The sequence below is a fragment of the Moraxella sp. E33BD genome (genome assembly GCF_041807865.1).
Classification (GTDB): domain Bacteria; phylum Pseudomonadota; class Gammaproteobacteria; order Pseudomonadales; family Moraxellaceae; genus Moraxella; species Moraxella haemolytica.
The window spans coordinates 163,327-189,309 of the sequence record NZ_JBGTZD010000003.1 but is presented as its reverse complement, the minus strand read 5'-3'; the positions used below and the strand labels follow the sequence as shown (position 1 = coordinate 189,309).

The 25,983-nt window shown below is 42.5% G+C and carries 23 protein-coding genes and 1 pseudogene; 17 read left to right on the top strand and 7 right to left on the bottom strand.

The window, feature by feature from the left end:
* The first annotated feature begins 178 nt into the window (after positions 1 to 178).
* From ACERC6_RS02960 to ACERC6_RS02890, 15 genes are all read left to right on the top strand, one after another.
* Complete coding sequence (locus tag ACERC6_RS02960) at positions 179 to 649, top strand: pilin (protein ID WP_284673266.1); 471 nt, start codon at positions 179 to 181, stop codon at positions 647 to 649.
* Between the two features lie 221 nt (positions 650 to 870).
* Positions 871 to 1,623 carry a 30S ribosomal protein S2 gene (gene rpsB / locus ACERC6_RS02955; protein ID WP_284673265.1) on the top strand — a complete coding sequence of 251 codons (753 nt, stop codon included), beginning with the start codon at positions 871 to 873 and terminating at the stop codon, positions 1,621 to 1,623.
* A 121-nt stretch (positions 1,624 to 1,744) separates the two neighbouring features.
* Complete coding sequence (gene tsf, locus ACERC6_RS02950) at positions 1,745 to 2,623, top strand: translation elongation factor Ts (protein WP_373627613.1); 879 nt, start codon at positions 1,745 to 1,747, stop codon at positions 2,621 to 2,623.
* A 133-nt stretch (positions 2,624 to 2,756) separates the two neighbouring features.
* Positions 2,757 to 3,398 (top strand): orotate phosphoribosyltransferase, encoded by a 642-nt coding sequence (pyrE, locus tag ACERC6_RS02945; RefSeq protein WP_373627614.1) that lies wholly within the window; start codon positions 2,757 to 2,759, stop codon positions 3,396 to 3,398.
* Positions 3,399 to 3,401: 3 nt separating this feature from the next.
* Positions 3,402 to 4,352 (top strand): glutathione synthase, encoded by a 951-nt coding sequence (gshB, locus tag ACERC6_RS02940; RefSeq protein WP_373627616.1) that lies wholly within the window; start codon positions 3,402 to 3,404, stop codon positions 4,350 to 4,352.
* Positions 4,353 to 4,641: 289 nt separating this feature from the next.
* A complete protein-coding gene (murG, locus tag ACERC6_RS02935) occupies positions 4,642 to 5,727 on the top strand; it encodes an undecaprenyldiphospho-muramoylpentapeptide beta-N-acetylglucosaminyltransferase (RefSeq protein ID WP_373627618.1) in 1,086 nt (361 codons plus the stop codon).
* A 27-nt stretch (positions 5,728 to 5,754) separates the two neighbouring features.
* Positions 5,755 to 6,279 carry a GNAT family N-acetyltransferase gene (locus ACERC6_RS02930; protein ID WP_373627619.1) on the top strand — a complete coding sequence of 175 codons (525 nt, stop codon included), beginning with the start codon at positions 5,755 to 5,757 and terminating at the stop codon, positions 6,277 to 6,279.
* A gap of 253 nt (positions 6,280 to 6,532) precedes the next feature.
* On the top strand, positions 6,533 to 7,984 hold the full coding sequence (gene murC, locus ACERC6_RS02925) for a UDP-N-acetylmuramate--L-alanine ligase (protein WP_284673259.1): 1,452 nt from the start codon (positions 6,533 to 6,535) through the stop codon (positions 7,982 to 7,984).
* 9 nt (positions 7,985 to 7,993) lie between these two features.
* Positions 7,994 to 8,302 carry a hypothetical protein gene (locus ACERC6_RS02920; RefSeq protein WP_373627621.1) on the top strand — a complete coding sequence of 103 codons (309 nt, stop codon included), beginning with the start codon at positions 7,994 to 7,996 and terminating at the stop codon, positions 8,300 to 8,302.
* Positions 8,302 to 8,997, top strand: coding sequence for a hypothetical protein (locus ACERC6_RS02915; protein ID WP_373627623.1), 696 nt, complete (start codon positions 8,302 to 8,304; stop codon positions 8,995 to 8,997). Before ACERC6_RS02920 ends, ACERC6_RS02915 begins: the two co-directional genes overlap by 1 nt.
* Positions 8,998 to 9,019: 22 nt before the next feature.
* Entirely contained in the window at positions 9,020 to 9,934 is a 915-nt protein-coding gene (locus ACERC6_RS02910; RefSeq protein WP_373627624.1) for a D-alanine--D-alanine ligase, read from the top strand.
* A 221-nt stretch (positions 9,935 to 10,155) separates the two neighbouring features.
* Positions 10,156 to 10,911 carry a cell division protein FtsQ/DivIB gene (locus ACERC6_RS02905; RefSeq protein ID WP_284673257.1) on the top strand — a complete coding sequence of 252 codons (756 nt, stop codon included), beginning with the start codon at positions 10,156 to 10,158 and terminating at the stop codon, positions 10,909 to 10,911.
* 242 nt (positions 10,912 to 11,153) lie between these two features.
* Positions 11,154 to 12,449 (top strand): cell division protein FtsA, encoded by a 1,296-nt coding sequence (gene ftsA, locus ACERC6_RS02900; protein WP_373627625.1) that lies wholly within the window; start codon positions 11,154 to 11,156, stop codon positions 12,447 to 12,449.
* A gap of 41 nt (positions 12,450 to 12,490) precedes the next feature.
* Positions 12,491 to 13,645 carry a cell division protein FtsZ gene (gene ftsZ / locus ACERC6_RS02895; RefSeq protein WP_284673255.1) on the top strand — a complete coding sequence of 385 codons (1,155 nt, stop codon included), beginning with the start codon at positions 12,491 to 12,493 and terminating at the stop codon, positions 13,643 to 13,645.
* Positions 13,646 to 13,696: 51 nt separating this feature from the next.
* Positions 13,697 to 14,584 carry a PHP domain-containing protein gene (locus ACERC6_RS02890; RefSeq protein WP_284673254.1) on the top strand — a complete coding sequence of 296 codons (888 nt, stop codon included), beginning with the start codon at positions 13,697 to 13,699 and terminating at the stop codon, positions 14,582 to 14,584.
* A gap of 33 nt (positions 14,585 to 14,617) precedes the next feature.
* Here the strand turns inward: ACERC6_RS02890 and ACERC6_RS02885 are convergent, their stop codons facing one another.
* From ACERC6_RS02885 to trmB, 5 genes are all read right to left on the bottom strand, one after another.
* On the bottom strand, positions 14,618 to 15,484 hold the full coding sequence (locus tag ACERC6_RS02885; RefSeq protein WP_373627626.1) for a regulatory protein RecX: 867 nt from the start codon (positions 15,482 to 15,484) through the stop codon (positions 14,618 to 14,620).
* A gap of 10 nt (positions 15,485 to 15,494) precedes the next feature.
* Positions 15,495 to 16,568: a recombinase RecA gene (gene recA / locus ACERC6_RS02880; protein WP_284674617.1), complete on the bottom strand. Its 1,074-nt coding sequence runs from the start codon at positions 16,566 to 16,568 to the stop codon at positions 15,495 to 15,497.
* 672 nt (positions 16,569 to 17,240) lie between these two features.
* Positions 17,241 to 18,038, bottom strand: coding sequence for an endonuclease/exonuclease/phosphatase family protein (locus ACERC6_RS02875; RefSeq protein ID WP_373627628.1), 798 nt, complete (start codon positions 18,036 to 18,038; stop codon positions 17,241 to 17,243).
* A 665-nt stretch (positions 18,039 to 18,703) separates the two neighbouring features.
* Positions 18,704 to 20,155, bottom strand: a complete 1,452-nt coding sequence (locus ACERC6_RS02870; RefSeq protein ID WP_373627630.1) for an NAD-dependent succinate-semialdehyde dehydrogenase — start codon at positions 20,153 to 20,155, stop codon at positions 18,704 to 18,706.
* A 289-nt stretch (positions 20,156 to 20,444) separates the two neighbouring features.
* A complete protein-coding gene (trmB, locus tag ACERC6_RS02865) occupies positions 20,445 to 21,224 on the bottom strand; it encodes a tRNA (guanosine(46)-N7)-methyltransferase TrmB (protein ID WP_373627789.1) in 780 nt (259 codons plus the stop codon).
* A gap of 158 nt (positions 21,225 to 21,382) precedes the next feature.
* On the opposite strand from trmB, the pseudogene ACERC6_RS02860 reads away from it, so the two are divergent.
* Positions 21,383 to 22,322 (top strand): annotated as a pseudogene (locus ACERC6_RS02860) (DUF2628 domain-containing protein).
* Positions 22,319 to 23,056 carry a TraX family protein gene (locus tag ACERC6_RS02855; RefSeq protein WP_373627632.1) on the top strand — a complete coding sequence of 246 codons (738 nt, stop codon included), beginning with the start codon at positions 22,319 to 22,321 and terminating at the stop codon, positions 23,054 to 23,056. Before ACERC6_RS02860 ends, ACERC6_RS02855 begins: the two are co-directional and overlap by 4 nt.
* Before the next feature lie 9 nt (positions 23,057 to 23,065).
* Here the strand turns inward: ACERC6_RS02855 and ACERC6_RS02850 are convergent, their stop codons facing one another.
* Both ACERC6_RS02850 and ACERC6_RS02845 read right to left on the bottom strand, forming a co-directional pair.
* Positions 23,066 to 25,339 (bottom strand): primosomal protein N', encoded by a 2,274-nt coding sequence (locus ACERC6_RS02850; protein WP_373627633.1) that lies wholly within the window; start codon positions 25,337 to 25,339, stop codon positions 23,066 to 23,068.
* Between the two features lie 49 nt (positions 25,340 to 25,388).
* A complete protein-coding gene (locus ACERC6_RS02845) occupies positions 25,389 to 25,772 on the bottom strand; it encodes a Rid family detoxifying hydrolase (protein WP_284673247.1) in 384 nt (127 codons plus the stop codon).
* Between the last annotated feature and the right edge of the window lie 211 nt (positions 25,773 to 25,983).

The window sequence follows — 25,983 nt, the reverse complement described above, 5'->3', positions numbered from 1 at the left end:
AAGTGAAACGTCTTAGCACCGATGGTAGTGTGGTTCGCCCATGTGAGAGTAGGTCATCGTCAGCATCTTATTTCAAACCCCTCACATTGGAAGATGTGGGGGGTTTATGTTTGGGGGGGTTGACTTATGGGTTCGAAGTTAAGATAATGTCATTATTTTATATTCATGAGAGTGAAGTATGATTAATCAAAAAGGATTTACCTTAATTGAATTATTGATTGTTATTGTGATTATTGGTGTGCTGGCAATGTTCGCAATTCCTCAGTTTCAAAGTCGCATTGCTGTTGCACAAGTAAGTCGTGTTACAATGGAAATTAGCCAGCTGCGAAGTTCGGTGGATATCTGCCTATTGCAGGGTAGTAAAGGTAGTGAATGTCAATTGGGTTGGACAAAAAGCAACTTGATTGCGGATAGTGGCATGACCTCTGCTGGTGGCGATACTCATGCTCAAACAGGGCAGTCGGGATTGACGGTAAGTTTGAGCGATACATCAAAAATTGAAGCTGTTCTAGGTCAGGATGCTGCAAGCATGCTACATAACAAAAAAATCATTTGGACGCGTGATAATAAAGGTGTTTGGAGTTGTGCTACTGATGTTGATGCAGAATATAGTCCGGCAGGGTGCAAGTCTTTATCTGTAATGCCTTAAGATTAAAGCATTGATTTAATATATATTATTTGTTATAATTATTCGTCTATTTTTAGATAGATAATTTATTTCAACAATACACACACGAAGGTTGCTTTTAAGCATGAAATATCGGGGTGTTTATGGGCTTGATTAATTTGCTAGTATTAGTGAATGCGTGCACATAGATTCGGTATTTTACTTTCGTGGAGGCGTAACCCAATCTTTTTTAAGGATTTAACATGTCAAATTCTACTCAAGTTTCAATGCGTGATTTGCTAGAAGCTGGTGCTCACTTTGGTCACCAAACTCGTTACTGGAACCCAAAAATGAATCAATACATTTTTGGTGCTCGCAACGGCATTCACATCATCAATCTTGAACATACTGTTAAGCAGTTCAATGAGGCATTGAACTTTGCTAACCAACAAGCTGCTAATCGCAATAAGATTCTATTTGTTGGTACTAAGCGTGCGGCAAGTGGTGTTATTCGTGAGCAAGCACAGCGTGCTGGTATGCCATACATTGATCATCGTTGGTTAGGTGGTACTCTAACTAACTGGAAAACCATTCGTCAGTCTATCACTCGCCTAAAAGAGCTTGAAAAGCAGGCTGAAGATGGCACTTTCGCTAAACTGACTAAGCGTGAAGCACTTGAGCGTACTCGTGATATGGAGAAGCTGGAGCGTGCATTAGGCGGCATCAAAGAGATGGGTGGGCTACCTGACGCATTGTTTGTTATTGATGTGGACCATGAAGCCATTGCCATCAAAGAAGCAAAAAATCTTGGTATTCCAGTCATCGGTATCGTTGATACTAACTCTAATCCTGACAATGTTGACTATGTCATCGCAGCAAATGACGATGCTATCCGTGCAGTAAGCCTATACGCAACTGCAATGGCGGACTCTATCATTGCTGGCAAAGAGTATGCCAAAACCCAAGGCAAGGGCGGTGAGCAAGCTCAAGAAGCCAACGCCGAGCAAGCTGAATAATCACTAAAGATTATTGTAAAGGCGTGAATGTCTGTAGTATCGTTCACGCCTTTTTTGATAAATTTGCCCACAATCACTGTGATTGTTGCTATTTTAATTGAATTGTAAAAAGGTAATTACCATGACTCAAATTTCTGCATCACTGGTTAAAGAATTGCGTGAGCGTACTGGCTTGGGCATGATGGAATGTAAAAAAGCCCTAGAAGAAGCAGGTGGCGATATCGAACTTGCTATTGACAACCTACGCAAATCAGGTCAAGCTAAGGCTGCCAAAAAAGCAGGTAATATCGCTGCTGATGGAGCTATCATCATTGCACAAACTACTGGCAAAGCATTGTTGCTAGAAGTAAACTGCCAAACTGATTTCGTTGCGAAAGACGAAAGCTTTACCGCATTTGCTAATAAAGTTGCTGAATTAGCCTTGGCAAACAACACTACAGATGTAGAAACCATTTCTGGTTTAGAGTACGAAGCTGGTGTTAGTGTAGAAGAGGCTCGTGTGGCTTTGGTACAAAAAATTGGTGAAAATATCCAAATTCGTCGTGCCGAAGTTATTGAAGGTGCAAACCTAGCTGCTTACCGTCACGGTCTGCGTATTGGTGTTGTTGTTTCTTATGAAGGTGGTTCAGAAGAGCTTGGTAAAGCTGTTGCCATGCAAGTTGCTGCCTTTAACCCATTAGCAGTTAATGAAGAAGGTGTGCCTGCTGACATTTTGGCTCGTGAAAAAGATATCATTGAAGCTAAAGCGAAAGAATCAGGTAAACCAGAAGCGGTAATTGAAAAAATGATTACCGGTGGTGTTCAAAAGTACCTAAATGAAGTTACTTTGCTTAATCAGCCTTATGTTATTGATAATGATAAGAAAGTTGGTGATGTGTTAAAAGCTGAGAATGCAACCGTCATTAGCTTTAAGCGTCTAGAAGTTGGCGAAGGCATTGAGAAAAAGCAAGAAGACTTTGCTGCTGAAGTTGCTGCAGCTCAAGCTGCAGCTCAAGGCTAATCTTTGGTTTATGCCATACAATAAAAAACGCACCCATGTTGGTGCGTTTTTTATTGTATAAATTTGGCAAAATTAGGGTAAAATAACCCAAAACAAGGTACAATGTTCTTGGATTTAGATTTTTGGAGTTTTTATGTTTGATAAAAATGAGTTTATTCAGCTTTTGCTTGATTGCGGTGTCTTAAAGTTTGGTGAGTTTATCCTAAAATCAGGACGGGTTAGTCCCTATTTTTTTAATGCAGGTCTGTTATCAAATGGTAAGGCGTTGGACATGCTATCAAATGGTTATGCTAGTATCTTGGCAAATGAACTAAAGGACAAGAACCCCACAATTTTTGGGGCGGCATATAAGGGTATTCCTTTTGTGGCAACGACAGCACAAACGCTGTGGCGTTCGCATGGTATTGATGTTGATTGGGGTTATAATCGCAAAGAAGCCAAAACCCATGGTGAGGGAGGAAATCTTGTTGGGGCAGATTTGTCTGGTAAGGCGGTGTGGGTCATAGATGATGTGATGACTGCAGGAACAGCGGTGAGAGAAGTGGTTGAGATTTTAAAGAATGCAGGAGCGAGCCTTGCTGGGATTGTTATCGCACTTGACCGTAAAGAATGTGGTCAGGATAGGCGTTCGGCGGTACAGCAGATTAAAGATGACTTTGGTGTACCTGTGTTTTCTTTAGTGGATATTGATGATATTATTGCATTTTTGCAAGATAAGGGCGAAAGTGAGTGCTTGGTGAAAATGCAAGCCTACCGCCAAGAATATGGGGTGTAATTGATGAAAACATTAAATTTTTTGGTTATTATGGATGACATCGCTTCCATTAACTACAAAAAAGACTCTACCCTTGCAATGGCGTGGGCGATTAGCGATAAAAATCATTCTTTAAATTATTGTCAAATTGGTGATTTATGGCTCAATAATGGCGAATTGATGATTGATTGTCAATCATTACAAGTTTTTAAAAACCCTGACAACTTTTATGAACTGGGCGATAAAAACACCGTCAAAGAGACTGATTTTGATGTGATTTTAATGCGTAAAGATCCGCCTTTTGATATGAGATTTTTGTATGCGTTGTATTTGTTGGATTTTGCCAAACGAGCAGGGGTGTTGGTGGTTAACGATCCAACAAGTGTTAAAGAGTGCAATGAAAAACTTTTTGCCACTCAGTTTCCTCACCTGATGACGCCAACGGTCGTCAGTCAAAAACAATCACATCTTCGTGAGTTTATTAAAACACATCATGATGTGATTGTTAAGCCACTTGATGGCATGGGGGGCATGGGGATTTTTCGTTTGATGACGGATAGTCCTAACATTGGGGCGACTTTGGAGTTATTGACACAAAATGAGAGCTTGCCAATCATGGCACAAAAGTTCATTCCTGCCATTACAGAGGGTGATAAACGCATTTTGATTGTTGGTGGCAAGGTGGTGGATTACTGCTTGGCACGCATTCCAATGACAGGTGAGACTCGGGGTAACTTGGCAGCAGGCGGAACTGGCGTAGCGATGCCGCTAACCGAGCGTGAACGAGCACTTGCCAATGAAGTCGCCCCCATTCTTTTGAAAAAGGGTTTGTACTTTGTGGGGCTTGATGTCATTGGTGGGTTTATCACCGAAATTAATGTAACCAGCCCAACTTGCGTGCGTGAGATAGATGATCAATGTGGGACGCAGATTGCGGTGGATTTTGTGTCGTTTATTGAGAGTTTGGTTGGCTAATAAAATTGGCTGATTTGTTTCTAAAAGGGCGGTCATTCGCTCTTTTTTAATGACATTTGTGCAGTTTTGTTTATTGATTTTTGCAATGACGGATATTAGGATAAGATGAGGTCGATATTGGTATCATTTTGGTGATTTGGTGGGGAAGCTGTCTTAATGATACATATTTGATGAAAAATTGTAAGGCGTATAAATTTTTCTTGTATTTATTGACATTTTGTTTCAAAATACCAAATTAACCTAGAGGTATTATCTTCTGTATATTAGAACTTAAAAAGATTGAATGCTTATGAATATTTTGATGATGGCAGCAGGCACAGGCGGACATATTTTTCCTGCATTGGCGGTGGCAGACGAGCTTGCCAAACGGGGTGCAACGATACATTGGTTGGGTACGCCTACAGGCATGGAAAACGAGTTGGTGGCAAAGCATGCCTATCAGATGCATCATGTGCAGATGCAAGGTCTGCGTGGCAAAGGGATTGCTCGTTTGGTCAAGTTGCCATTGATGCTCTTTAAGGCAGTGATGAATGCCAAAAAAGTTATTGAGACGCACCACATCGATGTGGTGATGGGCTTTGGTGGCTATGTTACTGCACCTGGCGGTCTGGCAGCAAAAATCGCCAAAAAACCACTCATCATCCATGAACAAAATGCCATTGTTGGTATGAGCAATAAGAACCTGGCTCGCTATGCCGATAAAGTGCTACAGGCTTTTGATGGGGCGTTCAATGGTGGTTTTGGCGAGAGATTGATAACGGTGGGCAATCCTGTGCGTGCTGATATTACTCAGGTGGCACCACCGCACTTACGCTATGATGTAAGTGATGTCTCTTCGCTAAAAGTGCTGGTTGTGGGTGGCTCACTGGGAGCGAAGGCGATTAATGATGCGGTGGTGGCATTGTTAAAGTTATCTGATAAGCCTTTAACCATCAAACATCAATGTGGTAAGGACCATCATGACGATATGTTAATTGCTTATTCACAAGCAGGGATTGATACCAGTATTCATGTCTTTGAGGTATTGCCATTCATTGATGACATGGCAGCGGCTTATGCGTGGGCGGATGTGATTGTTTGTCGTGCTGGAGCATTGACAGTGAGTGAGATTGCCAGTGTGGGCATTGCACCCATTTTTATTCCCTTGCCAACTGCGGTTGATGACCATCAAACTTTTAATGCCAAAACCTTGACCGATAATGGAGCAGGGATTTTATTGCCTCAAAATGAACTATCAGGCGAAAGATTGGCAAAGATTTTGGGTAGTCTTGACCGTAAGCAATGCCTAGATATGGCAAATAACGCCCGAGCTTTTGCTAAGGCGGACACCACCAAACAAGTGGCGGATATTGTGGAGCGTGTGATTAAAGAATAATCTGGTTAATTTTAAGAGACTAATAAAATGTTTTATTATGAAATTGATGACGAATTAAGCCTAACCTTGGTGCATTCATCATTTGCTAGTCAGATGGCTGATATTGTCAATGCTCAAAAAGAATATTTGGGAAAATGGCTACCTTGGGCGAATCATTTTAGCGAAAATAGTTATGGTGAATTTGTTAAATTTGCCTTGCATCAGTATGCTGATGACAAGGCTATTCATACCCATATTATCCATGATAATAAGATTATTGGGGCGGTGAGTTTAAATAATATTTATCATCATCTTAAAAAAGCAGAAATTGGCTATTGGCTACACCAAGATTATCAAGGGCGTGGCGTGATGACTCTTGCAGTGCGTGCGATGATGGATATTGCTAAAAATATTTATGGTATGGCTGTGGTGGATATCAAAGCAGGTGAGCATAACACCCCAAGCCGAAAAGTCGCTGAGCGATTGGGATTTGAGTTTTGTGGTATTATCGCCAATAATGAAAATGTCAATGGTCGGATTATCAATCATGCGGTTTATACTTATCGGTTTTGATTTTAAAAACTTAGATTGCAGATAAATACGCCATTAGATGAGCTTGATGGGGTGTAACTTGCCCTTTATTAAATCGTCATATTTGAATAAATGGACCATTCTTGCTTTTTGAACAATTTTAAATATATGTGGCTATTGTAAACCTGCTCAGATGATTGTTTAAATTCGTTTAAATAAATTAAATTTGTCTAAATAAAATTATCAAGATAAAATGACTGACCAACCTTATTTGATAGCCAAAAAGAGAAAAATTATGCCAAATTCAACTAATGTCAAGACTCTACCTAAGCAACTGATTGAAATACCTGAGATGAGACGGATTAACACTATCCACTTTGTTGGCATTGGTGGGGCGGGTATGTGTGGGATTGCTGAAGTGCTTGCCAATCAGGGCTATACGGTTACAGGCTCAGACATCAAAGAAAGTGTTGTTACCAAGCGATTGGAGAGTTTGGGCATTGCGGTTTTTATCGGACATGATTCATCAAATATCAAAAATGCCGATGTGCTTGTGGTGTCATCTGCCATTGACAAAACCAATCCTGAGATTCAAACGGCTTTGCAAGCTCGCTTGCCTGTAGTTCGCCGTGCTGATATGCTTGGCGAACTGATGAGATATCGCCATAGCATCGCAGTCGCTGGAGCACATGGCAAGACCACGACCACCAGTCTGCTCACCATGATGCTGACCGAAGCTGGGCTTGATCCGACCTATGTGATTGGTGGCAAATTAAATGCTTCTGGTAAGAATGCGTCTTTGGGTAGTAGTCGTTACCTTGTGGCAGAAGCGGATGAGTCTGATGCGTCTTTTTTGAGTTTGCGACCGATGGCATGTATCGTTACCAATATTGACGAAGACCATATGGATACCTATGATGGCAGCTTTGAGAAATTAAAGCAGGCCTATATTCAGTTTTTGCACAATATGCCCTTTTATGGCTTGGCGGTGGTATGTGGCGATGATAAAGAGCTGTATGGCATGATTGATGACATTGCTCGCCCTGTATTGACCTTTGGTTTTCAAGAGCATAATGATGTGCAAGCGGTGGATTTGTTGGTGGATGGCACTTGCACGCATTTTACGGTACTGCGTAAAGACCGAAAGCCACTTCGTTTAACCCTAAATATTCCTGGCGAACACAATGTGCTAAATGCGTTGGGAGCAATCACGCTTGCGACTGATGAAGGTGTAGATGATGAAGCGATTGTGCGTGCGGTGGGCAAATTTGCAGGCGTGGGACGGCGTTTTGAACAGCAGGCTAAGGTAAGTTATGAAGAGGGCGATGTTTTGCTTATTGATGACTACGGCCATCATCCTGCCGAAGTGCAAGCAACCATTAAAGCGGCTCGCCAAAGTTATCCCGACCGCCGTTTGGTGATGATGTTTCAACCGCACCGCTATAGTCGTACACGAGATTGTTTTAGTGAGTTTGTCAATGTCTTATCGCAGGTGGATAAACTGATTTTGCTTGATGTGTACAGTGCTGGCGAAGAGCCGATTAAGGGGGCGACAAGCGATGATTTGGCTCGCTCCTTGCGTGAGCGTGGACAGGTTGAGCCGATTGTCCTAAGCGTTGCTGATAAAGAGCAAATCGCTCAAGTGCTAAAAGTTACTCTGCATGCCAATGATTTGCTTATCACGCAAGGGGCGGGCAATGTGGGGCAGATTTGTTTGGAGCTTCGGGATAATAATTTGTATTTATAGGGGGCAAATATGCAAACACAGCCAATTCAAAATACCAATCAAGCGGTGGCGTATATTCAGTCTTTACCAATCAATTTGCAACAAGAATTGGTGGATTGGATAAATGTGTTTAAAGAACAGCATATTACTGATGAAATGACCGCTACTGAAAAGTTTTATGAAGGTTGGCAAACTTGGCATAAAGAAAATCAAGAGTTTTTGGATAATCAAGGTTTGGAGAATAATGACAAACCAACCAAAAAACGCACCGCAGGCACATTAAAAGGTAAAGTGGTTTTTGCTGATGATTTTGATGATTTGTATTGTGGAGAAATGTAATGTCCATTTATGATAATCTTAATCTTGCTAATTCAATTTTTAAAGGATTGAATGATAAAAATGGTTTGTTGATTTGTGGTTATGAGCACGGAATAAACTCTAATGAGCAATTTGCTGGTTTAACTGATGACGAAATTTGGCAAAGAAAAAATTCCACAACTTTTACTTTTGCCAATAAAACCCCATTTTTAGGCAATAATTTCTTTAATTTTAACAAATATAGATATGATAATACTATCGCTAAATGGTTTGAATTTTGGGGTCATTCGTTAGATAGGGAAAATCTGGGCGGAAATTTTGAAAAGTCTATAATGCAAACCAATATTTCTCCAACTGCAAATAAAAGTGTTGAAGATTATAATAAAATTGCCGATAATTTTGATTATCTAATTACTCATTTTGAAGTTTTACAACCAAGTTTAGTATTATTTATGGGGCGTGAATTAACAGATTTTATTAACCACCAAGACAATTATGAAAAATTCATTAAAGTTGTCGGTAATGAAATTGGTCAAAGAAAAATGGTACAAAAAGAAAGTGGCGGATTTAAAGTATTTTTCCAAAACTTTGAAAATTGTAAAACCGTTTGTTTTCCACACCCAAGCGGTGCGAGGGTTGCGGATAATTATATTAAACAATTTAAACCAGAAATGGATAAATTGTTGCAAGAATATAAACAAAAGCGTGGCTTTTAATTTTAATTAAGGTTAAATTTTTATGAACAATGTAACAAAATTTGGCAAAGTCGCCGTTGTATGCGGTGGTAGCAGTAGCGAGCGAGAAGTCTCCTTAAAAAGTGGCAAGGCGGTACTTGATGCCTTGCAATCAAAAGGCGTAGATGCTCATCACTTTGACCCCAAAGAGATGGATATCTCCAAACTGCGTGACTATGACCGTGTGTTTAATATTTTGCATGGTACTTTTGGCGAAGATGGTAGTCTGCAGGGTGTGCTAGATGGCTTTGGCATTCCTTATACAGGTTGTGGGGTGTTGGCGTCTGCCATTGCGATGGATAAATTTCGTTGTCGTCTTGTTTGGCAGTCGCTAGGTTTGCCAAATTTGCCATATGTGGTGCTAAAAGATGACAGTGATTTTTTGGCGGTGGAGACAGACTTTGGCTTACCGCTCTTTGTTAAGCCTGCCAGTGAAGGGTCAAGCGTGGGGGTGGTGATGATTGAAAAGGCAGGTGAGCTTGCTAAGATATATCCAACTTTGAAACAATATCATGGCGAGATTTTGGCAGAAAAAGCCATTACAGGTGGTGAGTATGCTTTGGCATTGCTAGGCGACACCGCTTTACCAAGTATTCGTATCATTCCAAAGAACAAGTTTTATGATTATGAAGCCAAGTATTTAAGAGATGACACCGTCTATCAATGTCCGTCAGATCTAACCGCCAAGCAAGAACAGCAAATGGGCGAGTTGGCTAAGCGTGCTTTTGAGGCGATAGGTGGTTGTGGTTGGGCTCGTGTGGACTTTTTAAAGGGCGATGATGGCAAATTGTATCTGTTAGAAATCAATACTGTGCCTGGCATGACCGACCACAGCCTTGTACCCATGGCGGCAAGGGAGGTTGGTATGGATTTTGCTGATTTGTGTATAGTGATTTTAGAGCAGACCTTAACTGTTTGATGCTAGCTAGCACCCAAAAGCCAATGGGTAATCTGTTGGCTTTTGGGTGCTATTCGTCCAAAAAGTGTCAGCAAATAAAAAGTGCTGGCATATCTTGGGGTGAAACTGTAACCGGTTGTAAAAATTCATCGCTTTATCCATATTTTTCTTGGCGATAATGATAAAATACGCTACTATATGCAATTTGTCCTATTTCTTTAGTTCTATTTGGCAGTAGAATCATGAACGCTCGAATCAAAACCTTTAAAACACGCCCAATGCTTAAGCTCTGGCAGATTTTACTGCTCAGTGGCATTGTTTTTGCGTTGAGTGTGTTTTTTATTTTTCGAGCGGCAAATCAAGCTCCGACTAGACCGCTTGTGTTAGAGATGAACAACCTAACCCAAGCACAGATAGCGTCTTTACAAGAGGCAACCCATTCGCTGGGCGAAATGCAGTTTTTTGGGGCAAATTTAACCAAAATTCATCGAGTGGTGTCTGGGTTATCATGGGTGGGGAGTGCTAGTGTCAAAAGAGACTGGCAGAAAGGCGTGGTGGTGTCTGTTATTCCAAGGCGGGCGGTAGCAAACTTTGGTAGTCAGCATTTGCTTGATGCAAATGGAGAGGTTTTTGTGCCGGCTGATGAGCGTGAATTGATGAATGAGTCGCTTGTCAATTTATACAGTACCCACGCAAAAGACGCACAGCATATGATGAAGCAGATGCGGCGAATCAATGAGTGGTTCTCTCCTTTGGGATTGATTGCTCAAGATGTTACGCTAACTTCAAGGCAAACATGGCTGATTCGTTTTAATAATGGACTTAGAGTGATTGTTGATCATGAAAATACCGAGCAGAAGCTATTTGGTTTGGCATCGCTACTAAAAAGTAGTTTGGCATCGGAACTACCAAGTATGCAGTCGGTGGATTTAAGATATAAAAATGGCTTTGCGGTCGCTTGGCGAACTAAAGTGGAGCCTGTAACGAATGAATCATAAAAAGTGACAGTCTGATAATCTGATGGTTGGTCTGATTTTGATCAAGATGTTGCGTTGCAATGATGGATAATTTTTGGGTATTTTGTGTTATTTGTAAGAATTTTTATCAAAAACAGAATAAATTACTAATTTTTATAAAGTTTACTCTTTTACAAAATTGCTATAGGTGTTAAAATATAAGAGGTGCATTCATTTTTTGAATGCTTGGTGAATTGATTGTTTATTGGTGAGTAAAGATTCGTATGTCAGACTTACAGGTAGCATTGCATTTAAGTTCAAGTGCTGTTCATACAGTCGTAGGCTATGCAACCGGTACACCTGAAAATCCGAAAATTAAAATTTCGGCAGTGGGTTTGGCAAACACTGATGCGTTCGCTGCTGGCAAAATTGAACGCCGAGAATATCTCATCAGTGCCATACATAAATCACTACAAGAAGCTAGTGATATGGCAGGCGTGCAGATTCATGAGGTGTGTTTGTCTTTATCCACACCGTTGATGATCTCCATGAATGATACGCAAACTGTTGTGATGAATACATCAAGTACCCAAACGACAGTACGACAAAGCGACATGCATCGTGCCAAAGAGTTGGTTCGTGATAAATTGCGTGCCGAGGGTTGTGAAATTTTTCAATTGTGCCAAATTGTTACTTATCTTGATGGTACGCATGAGGTTAAAGATCCTGTCAATATGTATGCCAATAAAATTGATGTGGTCAATCATGTGATGGCATTGCCAGCCAGTTACCATCATCAGGTATCGAGCGTGATTGATGCATCAGGCATTGCCATTGGCGATACTTTATTTGATGGTTTGGTGAGTGCAGAATACGCCTTGACCAAAGATGAAAAAAAGCAAGGGGTTTGCTTTATTGATATTGGTCAAGAAACAACTAAAGTTTGTGTCTATTATGATGGGGCGGTGATATTTTCTGAGTGTCTAGATGTGGGCGGTCAGACCGTAACTTATGACATTTCGGTGGAGCTTGGGCTAACCACTCAAGAGTCAGAAAGCCTTAAATGTCAACAAGGTACGCTCATACTGGACCCATCAAAACGAGCATCATTTATTAATGTTAAAAGACGCACGGGCGGAGAAGCGACAGTTAGCTTACGCCACCTAAATAATATTATTACCGCTCGCTATGAGAATATTTTTACTCACATCAACAAAGCACTTGAGGCTCGCTCAATGTCTAACATGCTTGGCATGGGCGTAGTGTTGGCGGGTGGGGGTTGTCAGATTGATGGCATGGCACACTTTTTGGGGCGGTATTGGGGCGTGCCTGTACGCATGATGACGACCAATAGTAATATCAGTATCTGCCCAAAAACCTTGAGTGATGAAAAGATTCAACTCATCAATGAGTACTTAAAAAATAACAAACTGCATAGCGTGCTAGGCTCGCTCTTATACCAAAATAGCGAGCAATTCATGAAGGATAGCTATACAGAAATGAAGGTTGATGATGGTCTTGCCAACAAGGTTTCCGATGGTTGGCAGGCTGTGGTTAATTGGCTTAAAGATAAATTATAATGCCTTTGGGCGATGGTTTTTAGATTTTTGGAGTGAGGTTTATGTCAAAATACAGTATGTCAGATGACGCCCAGTTTGGCTCAGATGGACAAGCACGCTTTATCGTTTTTGGTGTCGGTGGCGGTGGTGGTAACGCTGTTGAGCATATGGTGCATCAACAGGTTACAGGCATTAATTTTGTGGCGGCGAACACAGATCGTCAAGCATTGAACAAATTAACCACGCCGAATAAGCTACAACTAGGCAGTGATTTGACTCGTGGCTTGGGTGCAGGTGCAAACCCTGAGGTGGGTCGTGAAGCAGCAGAAAGCGACGAAGAAGAAATTCGTGCACTATTATCTGATTACGACATGGTATTCATCACTGCAGGCATGGGTGGTGGTACAGGTACAGGTGCAGCTCCTGTGATTGCTCGTATCGCTAAAGAAAAAGGCATCTTGACTGTTGCTGTTGTTACCACACCATTTAAATTTGAAGGTGGTAAGCGTGCCAAATTGGCTCAAGAAGGTATTGAGCAGTTATCGCAGTATGTGGACTCTATCATTACTGTGCCTAACGAAAAACTATTACAAGTCTATCGTGGTCTGACCATGAAAGATGCCTTTGCCAAGGCGAACGATGTTCTGTTGCAAGCGGTTGATGGTATTACTCGTACCATTCGTGAGCCTGGTGTGATTAACATTGATTTTAACGATGTGCATACTGCAATGACTGCTAAAGGTCATGCGATGATGGGTATTGGTCGTGCTAGTGGCGAAGGTCGTGCAGCGGCAGCAGCAGAAAAAGCGATTCGTTCACCACTACTTGATGATCTACTACTAAAAAATGCACAAGGTGTTATCATCAATATCGTGGGTGCTAATATCGGCATGAGCGAGCCTGCAGAAGTGGCTGAAGTGGTGGGTCGTATTGCTAATATTGACGAAGGCAATATCTTCTATGGTGCGGTCGATGATGAATCGATGGGTGATGATATCTATGTTACGGTCATTGCTACAGGTCTGACTGTTGATGAATCGCCAAAAGTACAACCAGCGAACCCACAGGCAGCTCCTGCAGGTCATACAGCAGCCATCAGCAGTCAAGGAGCACCACAAGCAGCGGCACCACAAAGTCAGTCGCCGACTCGTCCAGTGGTTAAGCCATTGAGTGTGGGTTCGTTCCTAAATGAACGCAAATCTACAATAACTGACTAATGGCAATGCACCCTGTACTATGTATGGGGTGTTTGTTTTTATGGGTAGAAAATGATAGATTTGCATAGCCATAGCACTGCTTCAGATGGTACAAATTCGCCAACTGAACTGGTTAAAAAAGCACACTTGGCAGGTATCACGACCTTTGCTCTAACTGATCACGACACCATTGCAGGCGTGGTGGAAGCAAAGGCGATGGCACAATCTTTAGGTATGACGCTAATCCACGGTGTTGAGATTAGCTGTACGCATTGTCTGCTAGGTGGTTATGGCACACATCAGCAGATTGATAAGATTATCCATGTGGTCGCTCTTGATTTTCATGATGTTCGGCGAATGAATGATTCCTTGCAATCATTACAAGATAGTCGTCATGAGCGAGGTAGGCGTATCGTTCAAAAACTTGCTAATATCTTGGCGGGTAATGATAATGCTCTGTCGTTACAAGAGGTGTTATGGCAAGCGGTGTTGGATAAAACAGGGCAAAATCCACGTGCGGTAGGTCGAGCTCACATTGCACAAGTGCTCTATGAAATGGGTTTTGTGCCCAGTGTGCAGTCGGCTTTTGATAAATATTTGGCAGACGGAAAATCTGCCTATGTGGAGATTGAGACCATCAGCATGGCTCAAACCATTAAGTTGATTCATGAATGTGGCGGCTTGGCGGTGCTAGCACACCCAACTCGTTATGGACTATCAGCAACTCGAACCAGACGCTTGATTGCTGATTTTGCAGAGCTTGGTGGCGATGCTTGTGAGTTACCTAATAATGAACCTGCTAGTTTGCGAGCAATGATTGACCGTGCTATCGCCCAAAATCGGTTGATGGTATCAGTGGGAAGCGATTTTCATGGAAGTAATATGCCTTGGAGAAAACTTGCCGCAGTGGCGAAACCATCTCCTGAACAAGTGGGTGTATGGACTTGCTTTAAAAGCTAGCAATAATTAAAAAATTTCTGTTTGAATTAGTGTCTAACGAAACCGGAGTTCTTCTAGGTCGTCTAGTGTATATTTTAATGCATCAAAGCATACACCCATCTCAAAACCACGATACTGCAAAAACCTTAGTTGTTTGGCTTTGTCTTTTGCACTTATAGGGCGGTCGTTGCCGTATTTTTTACAGCGGGCTTCCACAGCAAGTCTTAGCCAGTCAATCTTGTCATCATCTACTAATACCGTCCCATCATTGATGCTAGGAATATCTGCCATCTGTATGAGTTCATCAAGAGAGTAAGGAAGGGTTAGTTTGGCTTTTTTTAAGGTGTGCAAAATATGGTTTTTGCCACGACCACGCCGCACGCTTTCACGGATTAACATAAAAGCAAATCGTTCATCAGACTGATAGCCTTTTTCACTAAATTCATCAAGCAGTGCGTCAATCTGCTGACTGTCATGCCATTTGTCTAGCAGTTTTTGTCTCAGTTCGGCTCTTGAGTGTTCTCTCTTGGAGAGGTAATAAAAGGCAAGCCAACGCAAATGATTAGTGGTTTTGTCATTTTGATAAATGGGTTCGATGTCAACACCTTGCAGAGCGTGCCGTGTGGCATCATCTAGGATTTGTTGTGTATCATTGGCAATGATGGTTGTGATATGGTACTTTTGCTTGGTTTGGTCTGGCTTTGGGTTAGTGAAGTGGGTTTGTTTGTTTGAAGGATTGTTTTTTGTGTTTGATAAAGATTTGGGTTGATTGGTTGTACAAGCTGATTTAATGAGCCTGTCTGATTTGTCTGTATTTTTCTGCGATTGAATATTGGGGCTTGACGATAAAGCGGAAGTCTTAGCAGGCATGGTATCATCTATGTCCGCTAGGATTTCCGCTAATGTTTTAATGGTGGTCAAGAATGGCTACCTAAAATAGGTTTTTATCTTCCATGCCTTCAATAAATTCAGGCGGTTCGCCAGCGTCAGCATCGTGATCTGGCGGTGTGGTATCTTTGCTCATTTTTTCTTGACGAATCTTGGCTTCAATTTCTTGGGCAAGCTCTGAATTTTCAGCAAGATATTTTACGGTATTGGCCTTACCTTGTCCGATTTTGTTATCGCCATAGCTGTACCAAGCACCAGATTTGCCAATAGCACCGATATCTACGCCCAAATCAACAACTTCGCCCAGATGGTTGATGCCTTCGCCATACATGATTTGGAAGTCGGCTTGGCGGAATGGAGGAGCCATCTTGTTTTTTATAACCTTGACGCGAGTTTCGTTGCCGACAATTTCTTCGCCTTCTTTGATTTGCCCAACTCGTCTAATATCTAGGCGTACAGAGGCGTAGAATTTTAGAGCATTACCGCCTGTAGTGGTCTCAGGCGAACCGAACATGACGCCGATTTTCATACGGATTTGGTTAATGAAAATCACCATACAGTTGGAGCGTTTGGCGTTACCTGTGATTTTACGCAAAGCTTGGCTCATCAGTCGTGCTTGCAGACCCATATGGCTATCGCCCATTTCGCCTTCAATCTCAGCTTTTGGCGTTAGAGCAGCAACTGAGTCCACGACAATCATGTCTACCGCACCTGAACGCACGAGCATATCGGCAATTTCAAGGGCTTGCTCACCGTTGTCGGGCTGAGAAACCATAAGTTTGTCAATGTCTACGCCTAATTTGCGGGCGTAAATGGGATCTAGGGCGTGTTCGGCATCAATGAATGCACAAGTACCACCTTGCTTTTGGCATTCGGCGATGGTTTGTAGGGTGAGTGTGGTTTTACCAGAGCTTTCAGGTCCAAAAATCTCAATGATTCTACCTTTAGGCAAGCCACCGATACCTAAGGCGATATCAAGTGATAGCGAGCCTGTTGAGATGACATCAACATCTATTTTGGCAGATTCATCGCCTAGATACATGATGGTGTTTTTGCCAAAGCTTTTCTCAATCTGAGCCAGTGCTGCTTTGAGTGCTTTTTCTTTATTTTCGTCCACGCTACCGGTAGGTTCTTTCGCTTTACTCATGTTGTACCTGTCTGTTATCCAACTAAAATTATCTGTGTTTTAAAGTCAGCTTATTATAACATAATCATTATTGAGTTTTCACTTGTCGCTTCGCTTTTATGTGTGTTATTTTTGTTGCTAGGTGTGAGTGCTGATGAATGAGGTTGGGGTATTTTGCTTTAGGTAATTATTGGCTAGGTAAGTGGTGCTATCTTCACAGCTTTGGCTAAAAAGATGAAATTATCCACAGGTTTCACAAAGAGAAATTGATGGTTTTCGTGGAACATTTTTGTTAATTTTTACTAAAAACGACATAAAAAATAAAGCGAAGTTTATAGAAAAAATTATTTTATAACTTATTGATTTTATTTGATATTTTTAAATCATGTCCAAAGAAGTGTGAATTGTTTTTTTGCGTTGTAAGTGTTTATTTATAAGGCCTTTATGATTTTTTCTACTGCTTTTCCACAAAGTTATCCACAGATTTTGTGGATAAATTAACAAGGGGTGTGCAAAGTTAGTTGGTGTAAGCGTTGGCGGAATTTTGTCAATGGTTCTAAGGCTTGGTGCTCATTTTACTGATTGTGAATGATTGATGGGGGTGTTGCAATGTTTCACAAAAGATAATAAGACGCTGTATTGTGAAACTTTATTTAGATTGCATTAATATTTGGTTTTAATCACTTCTTGATTGGGGTTGTTTTTGGCGATTTTGTCTAATGTTTCGTGGATATCATCGCTACTTGGTGTGGGTTCTGTGGGTTGGGTGTTGTTTGGTTGATATTGAAATTTGCCATACACAGGGAAATGGTCAGAGCCGATGTTAGGAAGAACTTGAATGTCCTTTACCATAAAGTCCCGGCTATGAAAAATGTGATCAAGTGGCCAGCGAAGTAAGGGGTAGTTGGCGTGAAAGGTGTTAAAGAGTCCACGCCCTTTGTGTGGGTCTAGTAGTCCACTGATTTTTTGGAAAAGTTTGGAGGTTGATGACCATGCCACATCATTAAGATCGCCAAATACCAATACAGGCTCATTCATGAATTCAATCTCACGCCCTACCAGTAGTAGTTCAGCATCTCTATCGGTGGCGGACTCGGTGGGACTAGGAGGCATGGGGTGTAAACAGTATATGTAAACCCAATCATTTGAGCGAAGTTTTAGTCTGGATTTGATGGAGGGTATGTCATCGGTTACCCAATGACGAATCTCACTATTTGCAAGCTCTAAGCGACTGTATAGGTGCATACCATAAAGGTTGTCAAGGGGGATTTTGACGGTATGATGGTAACCGCAATCCATGAGTGTATCAAGTTGACTTTGCCACCATTCATCGCTTTCTAGAGTCAGTACAATGTCTGGCTGCAACTGATGAATCTGATTAAGTAGTAGGTGTGCTTGATAATTGTGGGTGAGTACATTGGCAGTCAACAAAGATAAAGTGCGACTGTCATCCAGCCCCATAATAACTGTGCACCTTAGGTGGGTAAAGGCGGGCATAAACGATTATTTGACTGACTTGATATAAAAAACACAAGCCATTAACAATGGCGATTAACCAAAAGACTTGGTGGTGAGCATGAGCAAAAGCCATGCCTATTGGTGGACAAATTAAATTTGCAACTGCGATTTGCAATCTAGGAAAGTCAAAAATGCGAAACACCCAATGGTCATGCTTGACAAAAGGTAGGAGTGTTGCCACTATGGGAAGCAACATTAAGCAAAACCAACCATATTCTAGTATGGTAAAAGACACAAGACACCTACTCGCTACTCATAAAGGTTTAGTATAGCAAATTTTAATCAATGGAAAAGTTGGTTTTTGTTATTTTAGGTTAGTTTGCCTATGACTTATGAATGTTAATGAATGGCTAATTGTGGGGTGAGAATGGCTGTTGTGCAATGCTTAGGTATTAAAACTTGTCTGTATAAAGGGCTAGGTGGCTATCATGGCGGTTGTGGTAAATCAGTTTTGACCAGTGATAAATCCCCATCGCTAATCCAAGTTACCCAATTAAGGGTTTAAGATGGGTATTTAAGACCAGTACATCAGTATTTGTACTGGTCTTAATAGGTGTTCACCCATATGTTTTAAAGACCTAATGCCAAGCGGTCTGTGTTGCGGGTGTTTAGCTGATTTGCGTGCACCAGTATTTTGTGCTGATGTACTCTTCTATGCCGTATTTTGAGCCTTCACGCCCAAACCCTGACTGCTTTACTCCACCAAAAGGAGCAACTTCGGTGGATAAAAGCCCTGTGTTTTGGGCGACCATACCGTATTCTAGGGCTTCGGAAACTCGCCATGCTCGGGCATGGTCTTGGGTGTAAAAATAAGCCGCCAATCCATAGGGGGTGTTGTTAGCGTGTTCAATGACTGTCTTTTCGTCATCAAACACAAAAATCGGAGCAATCGGGGCAAATATTTCTTCGTGAGCGATATTCATGTCGTCACTAATGTCAGTGATGATGGTGGGTAGAAAACAACGGCTGTGAGTAGGGTGGAGTGTGCCACCTGTGATGAGTGTGGCTCCTTTATCTGTCGCATCCTTGAGTAGGTTTTGGGTTTTTTTGATGGCGGTATCATTAATCAAGCAGCCAATGTTTGTGCCATCTGTTAGACCATCGCCTACCGTCAGTGCTTCTACTTGGGCTTTAAATTTGTGAATGAATTCGTCTTTGATGGCCTGATGAACATAAATACGGTTGGCACATACGCAAGTCTGTCCTGCATTGCGGTATTTAGACATCATCGCACCATGGACTGCTTTATCAATATCGGCATCATCAAAAACGATAAAAGGTGCGTTTCCGCCCAGTTCTAAGGAGAGTTTTTTGACTGTTTTGGCACATTGCTCCATGAGTAGTTTGCCCACTTGAGTGGAGCCTGTAAAGGAGAGTTTTTTGATTCGTTCATCGCTTGTCAAAACGCCACCAATTACTTCTGCTTGACCTGTCACAATTTGTAGTACGCCCTTAGGAATGCCTGCTTGAATGGCAAGCTCGCCCAAAGCAAGAGCGGAAAAAGGTGTCTGGCTGTCAGGTTTGACTACAATGGTGCAACCAGAGGCAAGGGCAGGGGCGACTTTGCGAGTAATCATCGCTGATGGAAAGTTCCATGGCGTGATGGCGGCACACACACCGATGGGTTGCTTTAGGACGACATAACGCAGTTTGTTGTTTGTGGGGGGTATGATATCGCCATAAAGTCGCTTGGCTTCTTCAGCAAAGAAACGGATAAAGCTATTGGCATAACCAATCTCCCCAAGAGATTCTTTTAGGGGTTTGCCTTGTTCGGTTGTCATAATGATGGCTAGGTCTTCACGATTTTCATCAATCAAATCCGCCCATCGGTGCAATACGGTCGCTCGTTCATTGGCGGTTAGGGCTGCCCATGATGGCTGAGCTTGGCAGGAAAAACCGATGGCTTTTGTAACTTCATCGGCAGACAAGTCAGGAATTGTGCCGATTTTTTTATCATTAAAAGGATTAAAAACTTCAATGATGTTGGCGGATCTGGCAGACTGCCATGTGTTATCAATGAGAGCTTGCTCGTGGAATAAGGCAGGGTTGGTTAATTTCATAAAAATCCTCTTGTCAAATGGTGGTTGGCTAATTGATGTGTTCAATGAGTATTTAACATTTGGTACAAATTAGCACCATCCATCCATTTAAACAAGTGGTTTTCTGTTAATAATCAAAATCAAGCCAACACCACTGCCTTAACATGATGTCAATGTAGGTTGTATCGTCAAAAAGCCACACGCCAGTCTTATCGGCGTTCTTGCTAAAGAGCAATCGTTTTTGACTATTTGTTAAAACCTAGCAACCAAAAATGACCAAAAGGTGCTAGGTTTTTTGGTGCTTAATGAGTTATGGGTTGTGATTGATTTTTTGGTAAATCAAATCCCAAGAAGGGCGACCGTAATCTTGTCCACGCTTTTCAAATTTCGTCTGCGGGCGAAAATCAGGGCGGGGCGTGAATTTACCTTGTCCTGCTGTGTTTTTAAAGTCTGGCATATTGTCCAGTACTTCAAGCATCCACATTGCATAGTGTTCCCAATCAGTTGCGGCATGAAATAGACCGCCAGTTTTTAGCGTGCGAGAGACGATTTGCATGCGATGCGTGGTTACAAAGCGTCTTTTGTAATGACGTTTTTTTTGCCATGGGTCTGGAAAATACAGCTGTACGGTGTCTAGATGTTCATCAGGTAGGTTTGATAATAAAGCGATGGCATCGCCGTTTAATACTTTTAGGTTGGTCATACCTAGTTCATGAGCCAAATAAGCCACACGACCGATACCAGGTTCATGCACTTCAATGCCGATAAAATTACGCTGTGGGTCATTTTGAGCCATCTCAATCAAGCTGTCGCCCATACCAAAGCCAATCTCAAGCGTGATGGGTGCGTCAGCACCGTTTGGCATATCAGTAAAATAGGCACGCAAATCGTTGATATTGCTAACATCGCCAAGCCGACCAAGTTCAAAGCCATGATTAATGACATAAGGGGCGTAGATGCTATCGGTCAATGCCAGTTCACTGGCTTGGCTCATGTGTGTACGCCGTTTCATGAAGGTGTCAATCTGACGAAACTGTTCGGGAGTTTGGGCTAAGCAAGCTATCTGCTTACTGATGGTCTCAGGATTCATGTCGGGGGTCTGTCTGTCCCCACCGACAGGGGTTAAAAATTCTTGATTTGGTTCTGTCATGGCTTTATTTGTATGAAAAAAAGGCGTAAAATGTACAAGCCGTCATTATAAGTCAAGCCACCTGCAACCGCAAATACTTTTCCATTTTTAGCGTCATTATGTTTCGTCTGCCATTTTTAGAAGACACAACCCCGCCACCATTTTATCAAGCGAATCTTGGTGAAAAAGAACGAACCGAATTGGATCGGTGGTTTATTGGGCTGCGGTCTCAGCGTTATTATCTTAAGCGGTTTCATCAGTTTGATGAGATAGGTTGTCTGCACGCACGCTGGCACTGGGCGGCGTTTTTTTGTACTTTTGGCTGGCTTTTGTACCGAAAGCGTTATCTGGACTGTGTGGTGTACTGTGTGGCAGGTTGGTCATTCATCAAGGTTAATATCGCCATTGTTTTGGCGGTGCTTGAATTTAGTATTATTGGTTTTTTGCCTGAGCAATATCAGATGGGTAGTCGCATTGGTGTGGGTTTGGCTGTCTGGCTGTTTTGGGCAAGTATGGTGGCACGATGGGCGGATGCTTATTATTATCGCACGGCTCGGCGAGAGATTGCTGATGCTTTAGAATTTTACCCCAGAAATAAAGATGAACAAAAAAAATCACCTAAAGCAAGAAGGTGGGGTGAGCTTGGTTGGTATGTCAGTGGCATTTGCCATGTTTGGGGCGATGATGGCGATTGTGATTGGGCAATTTATGCCTATTATCGCTACACAAAAAGAGCAGGCGGTTATCTTTGAAAGCTATCGTTCAGCAAAGGCGGTACAAAATCGAGTAGAAATCATCTACCAAAATACACAGTACTGCCCAGTTGCCTTACCTGTATCTACGGATAATCAGCGTGTATCAATGGAAGTTGTCTCAAGCGTGGCAGGCGTGTTGACTGACTGTGCGGTGGTGGCAAAGGTATCGGGTGCTAGCTATCCTGTGCGATATCTTAATGGCGAGACGCTTGTCATCTATCACACTCAAGATGAAAAAGGAAAAGATATCTGGCGGTGCCAAACTTCACTTAACAAAAAACGCCACCCAAAAAGCTGTATATGATGAATGCACAGCGGACGACCAGATGGGGGTTAGATGCCCTGTCGCTAAAGTGTATCGCCATGTTTGCGATGACGCTTGACCATCTGGCGTGGGTGTTTGTTGATGTGGAGAGCTGGCTGTCTGAGGGGCTACACTTTATTGGACGACTTGTTGCACCACTGATGGTGTATTTTTTGGTGGTTGGATTTTATCACACCAAAGACATCAAGGCTTATGCCATGCGACTGCTTGTATTTGCTTTGATTGCACAGTTACCTTATTGGTTGTTTAGTTTATCTATTGAACAGATATTGCTGGGCGTGGCATGGCAGGAGTATCTGAGGGGTAATGTGCTATTTACCTTATTGTTTGCTTTGGTGGCACTTGTGGTATGGCATTCCGGTTGGCATCCTGTGGTGAAAGCGACTGGTATTTTGGCATTATATCCTATGGTGCAGTTGGCAGATTATGGCTTTTCGCTTGTGGTGATGTCGCTTGTTCTTGCCTATTTTTATTCTAATAAGCACACAATGCTACTGGCTTATGCACTGCTATCGCCTGTGTTTTATGTGCTTACTTATGGTTTTTATCCCACCATAGGTCTTGGGCTGATGCACTTTGGTGTATTGCTTGTTGTACCGTTGATTTATTATTTTGATGGTCGTAAAGGTAAGCAGGTGGGTGGTCGCTATGTATTTTATTGGTTTTATCCTGTGCATCTAAGCGTTATTGCCGTGCTTGATTATGCGGTGTAGCCCCAAGTATTACCAACCTATTGGGTCAATATCAAGCGAGATTCTCACGCCTTTTAGGTCTGAGTTGGCTAAGATGTCTTGCCAGTGTGTCGCCAAAACGGTGTGTAAGGTCTTTCGGTCTTTGGCAAGAAGTAGTAGCTGAGTGTGGTACTGGTTATTTTTTTTGCTCATCGGTGCGTCTGTGGCGTTACTTTTAGCAAGATTGGGCGTGTTGGGTATTTGTTGGGCAATGCTACTGATGGTAAGTCGAGCACGAGCAAGGTCTTGGCTTTGTGCACGAATTAGGGCGGCATGAGCATAGGGGGGTAGCCCTAACAGCTTTCGCTCGCCAAGTAAAGTCTTGGCAAGTGCCAGATAGCCATGATTGATGAGTGTCAGCAATAAGGGATTCATGGGTTGTCTGGTTTGAATCAATACTTCACCCATTTTATCAGCACGACCTGCTCGTCCTGCAACTTGTATGATTCTTTGGGCGGTGTGTTCGGGCGAGCGAAAATCAGGTGATAAAAACCCTAAGTCCGCATCAGCAATCACAACCAAAGTAACATTAGGAAAATGATGACCTTTGGCAATCATCTGCGTTCCAACCAAAATCGCAGGCTGATTGGATAGAATCTGTTCATACATACGCTCCCAAGCACCTCTTTGACGCATGGTATCCTTGTCGATTTGCCAAATGGGGTGGGTTTGGTGTGTGGTTTGGGGGTTGGCAAAGATGGCGTGTAGTTGCTCGGTCAGCTTGCTTGTCCCAAGTCCTAAATCCTGCAGGTTATGGCTATTGCATTTTGGGCAGGTGGTGGGGCTGTGCGTACAAAAACCACAGTGATGACATTTTAACTGTGATGATGGGTGCTTGTGCAAAGTCAGATGAGCATCACAATGCGGACAATCTGCCTGCCAACCGCACGCATCGCATAGCAATATTGGAGCATAGCCACGCCGATTTAAAAAAATCAACACCTGCTCACCCAAAGACAATCGCTGTTTGATGCGTCTTACACTTTCATCGCACAGTAAGGTTTGTTGCTCTTGCCCACTCATCTGAACGATATTTCTTGTACCTAGACGGATATCCACCAAACGCAAAGGAGCGGACTTGGCGTTGCCTGCTCGGATGTTTAGCTGACATTCGGTAAGTTTGCCATCTTGAGCGAGTTTGAGATGTTCAAGGCTTGGCGTGGCTGTGCCAAGTACGATGGGAATGTTAAGTTGGTATGCTCGCCACATTGCCACATCACAGGCGTGATAGCGTAGATGGTCTTGTTGTTTGTAGGAGCTATCATGAGCTTCATCAATGACAATCAATCCTAAATTAGCAAATGGATACAGCACGCTTGAGCGTGTGCCGATGACAATCTGAGCCTCTCCGGACTTGGCAGCTTGCCAACCGTGCAAACGGTCGCCATCACTCATGTTTGAATGTAGAACGCAGATATTGGCGGTAAATCTTGAGCTAAATCTTGTTTTGGTTTGTGGAGTGAGCCCTATTTCTGGCACCAAAATCAGCACTTGTTTATTGGCTGATAAAGCTTGCCATATGGCGTGTAGATAGACTTCGGTTTTACCAGAACCTGTGATGCCATTGAGCAAGATGCCCTGATAATTGCCATTTATCATGGACTGCTTAATAATCTTAAAGGCGGATTGTTGCTCATCATTAAGTGATAAGGGGGCGTCTTGCAGTTTGGCAGGCTGAGTGTTTTTGGAGCTTGTTGTGATAAATGAGGTGATTAGCCCTTTTTCTTGCAAGGTTTTTAAGGTGGTTTTGCTAATACCCATATCAAGCAGGTCTGGCTCGGCTAGCTTGGCTGGACTGTCTTTGATGGCATTGATGGCTTGCCATTGTTTTTTGGCAGTTTTTTTGAGTTGGGTGGTGATATGTTCATCATCAATATCATCTAAAAGCCGCCAGAAGGTTGTTTGTTGTATGGCAGGTTTTCCTTGATTGATGAAGCTAGGCAACATGACAGGTAGCGTCTCGCCGAGTGGATAATGGTAGTAGGAGGCTAACCATTGTGCCAAATTTAACAGATGGTCATTAATGATGGGTGTGGTATCAATGACGCTTCGTATTGGTTTTAGTTTCTCATAAGGAATGTTAATATCCTTAACAGAGATGTGTGAGATGATGATGCCGACAAGTTCTTGGCGACCAAATGGCACACGCACCCGAGAACCAACGGTCGGTAGTATGCCATTATCTAAGCAGGATAGAGGGCATAGGTAATCAAACAGCTGATACAGGGGTGTGGGCAGGGCGATGCGTAATAAGGTAGTGTGCATGATGATAAAGGCTTGTCTGGCAAGCCCTTAGAGCAACGAAATCATAAAATCAAGCATCAAGATGTAAGATTGCTTCAATCTCAACCACACCACCTTTTGGTAATGCTGCAACTTGTACGGCAGCACGAGCAGGGTAAGGTGCGTTTAGGCGTGCATCAAAGATTTTATTTAATACAGCAAAATCATTTAGATCGGTCAAAGAAACATTGAATTTTACGGTATCGCTGAGCGTACCACCTGCTGCTTTAGCGATGGCAGATAAGTTGTCAAAGGCTTGTTCGGCTTGGGCTTTAAAACCTTCTTTTAGAGTCATGGTCGCAGGGTCTAATCCGAGCTGACCTGAAATATAGACAATATTGCCAACTTTGATGGCTTGGGAATAAGTGCCAACAGCGGCAGGGGCTTTGTCGGTGTGAATGACTTGTCTGGTCATGGGTATTCCTTTGTGTTTGTGCTTACAATGGGCTGGGTATCCATCATAGATTGAGGGGTAATTTGATACAATAACACTGGCTATCTTTTGGGGTATGATATTAAATCTTGATGACCCCATAAACTCATCTCTGACTTATTGGCTTAGATGATGGAGATGGGATTGGCGGAATTACCCCCATAAACTCATCTCTGACTTATTGGCTTAGATG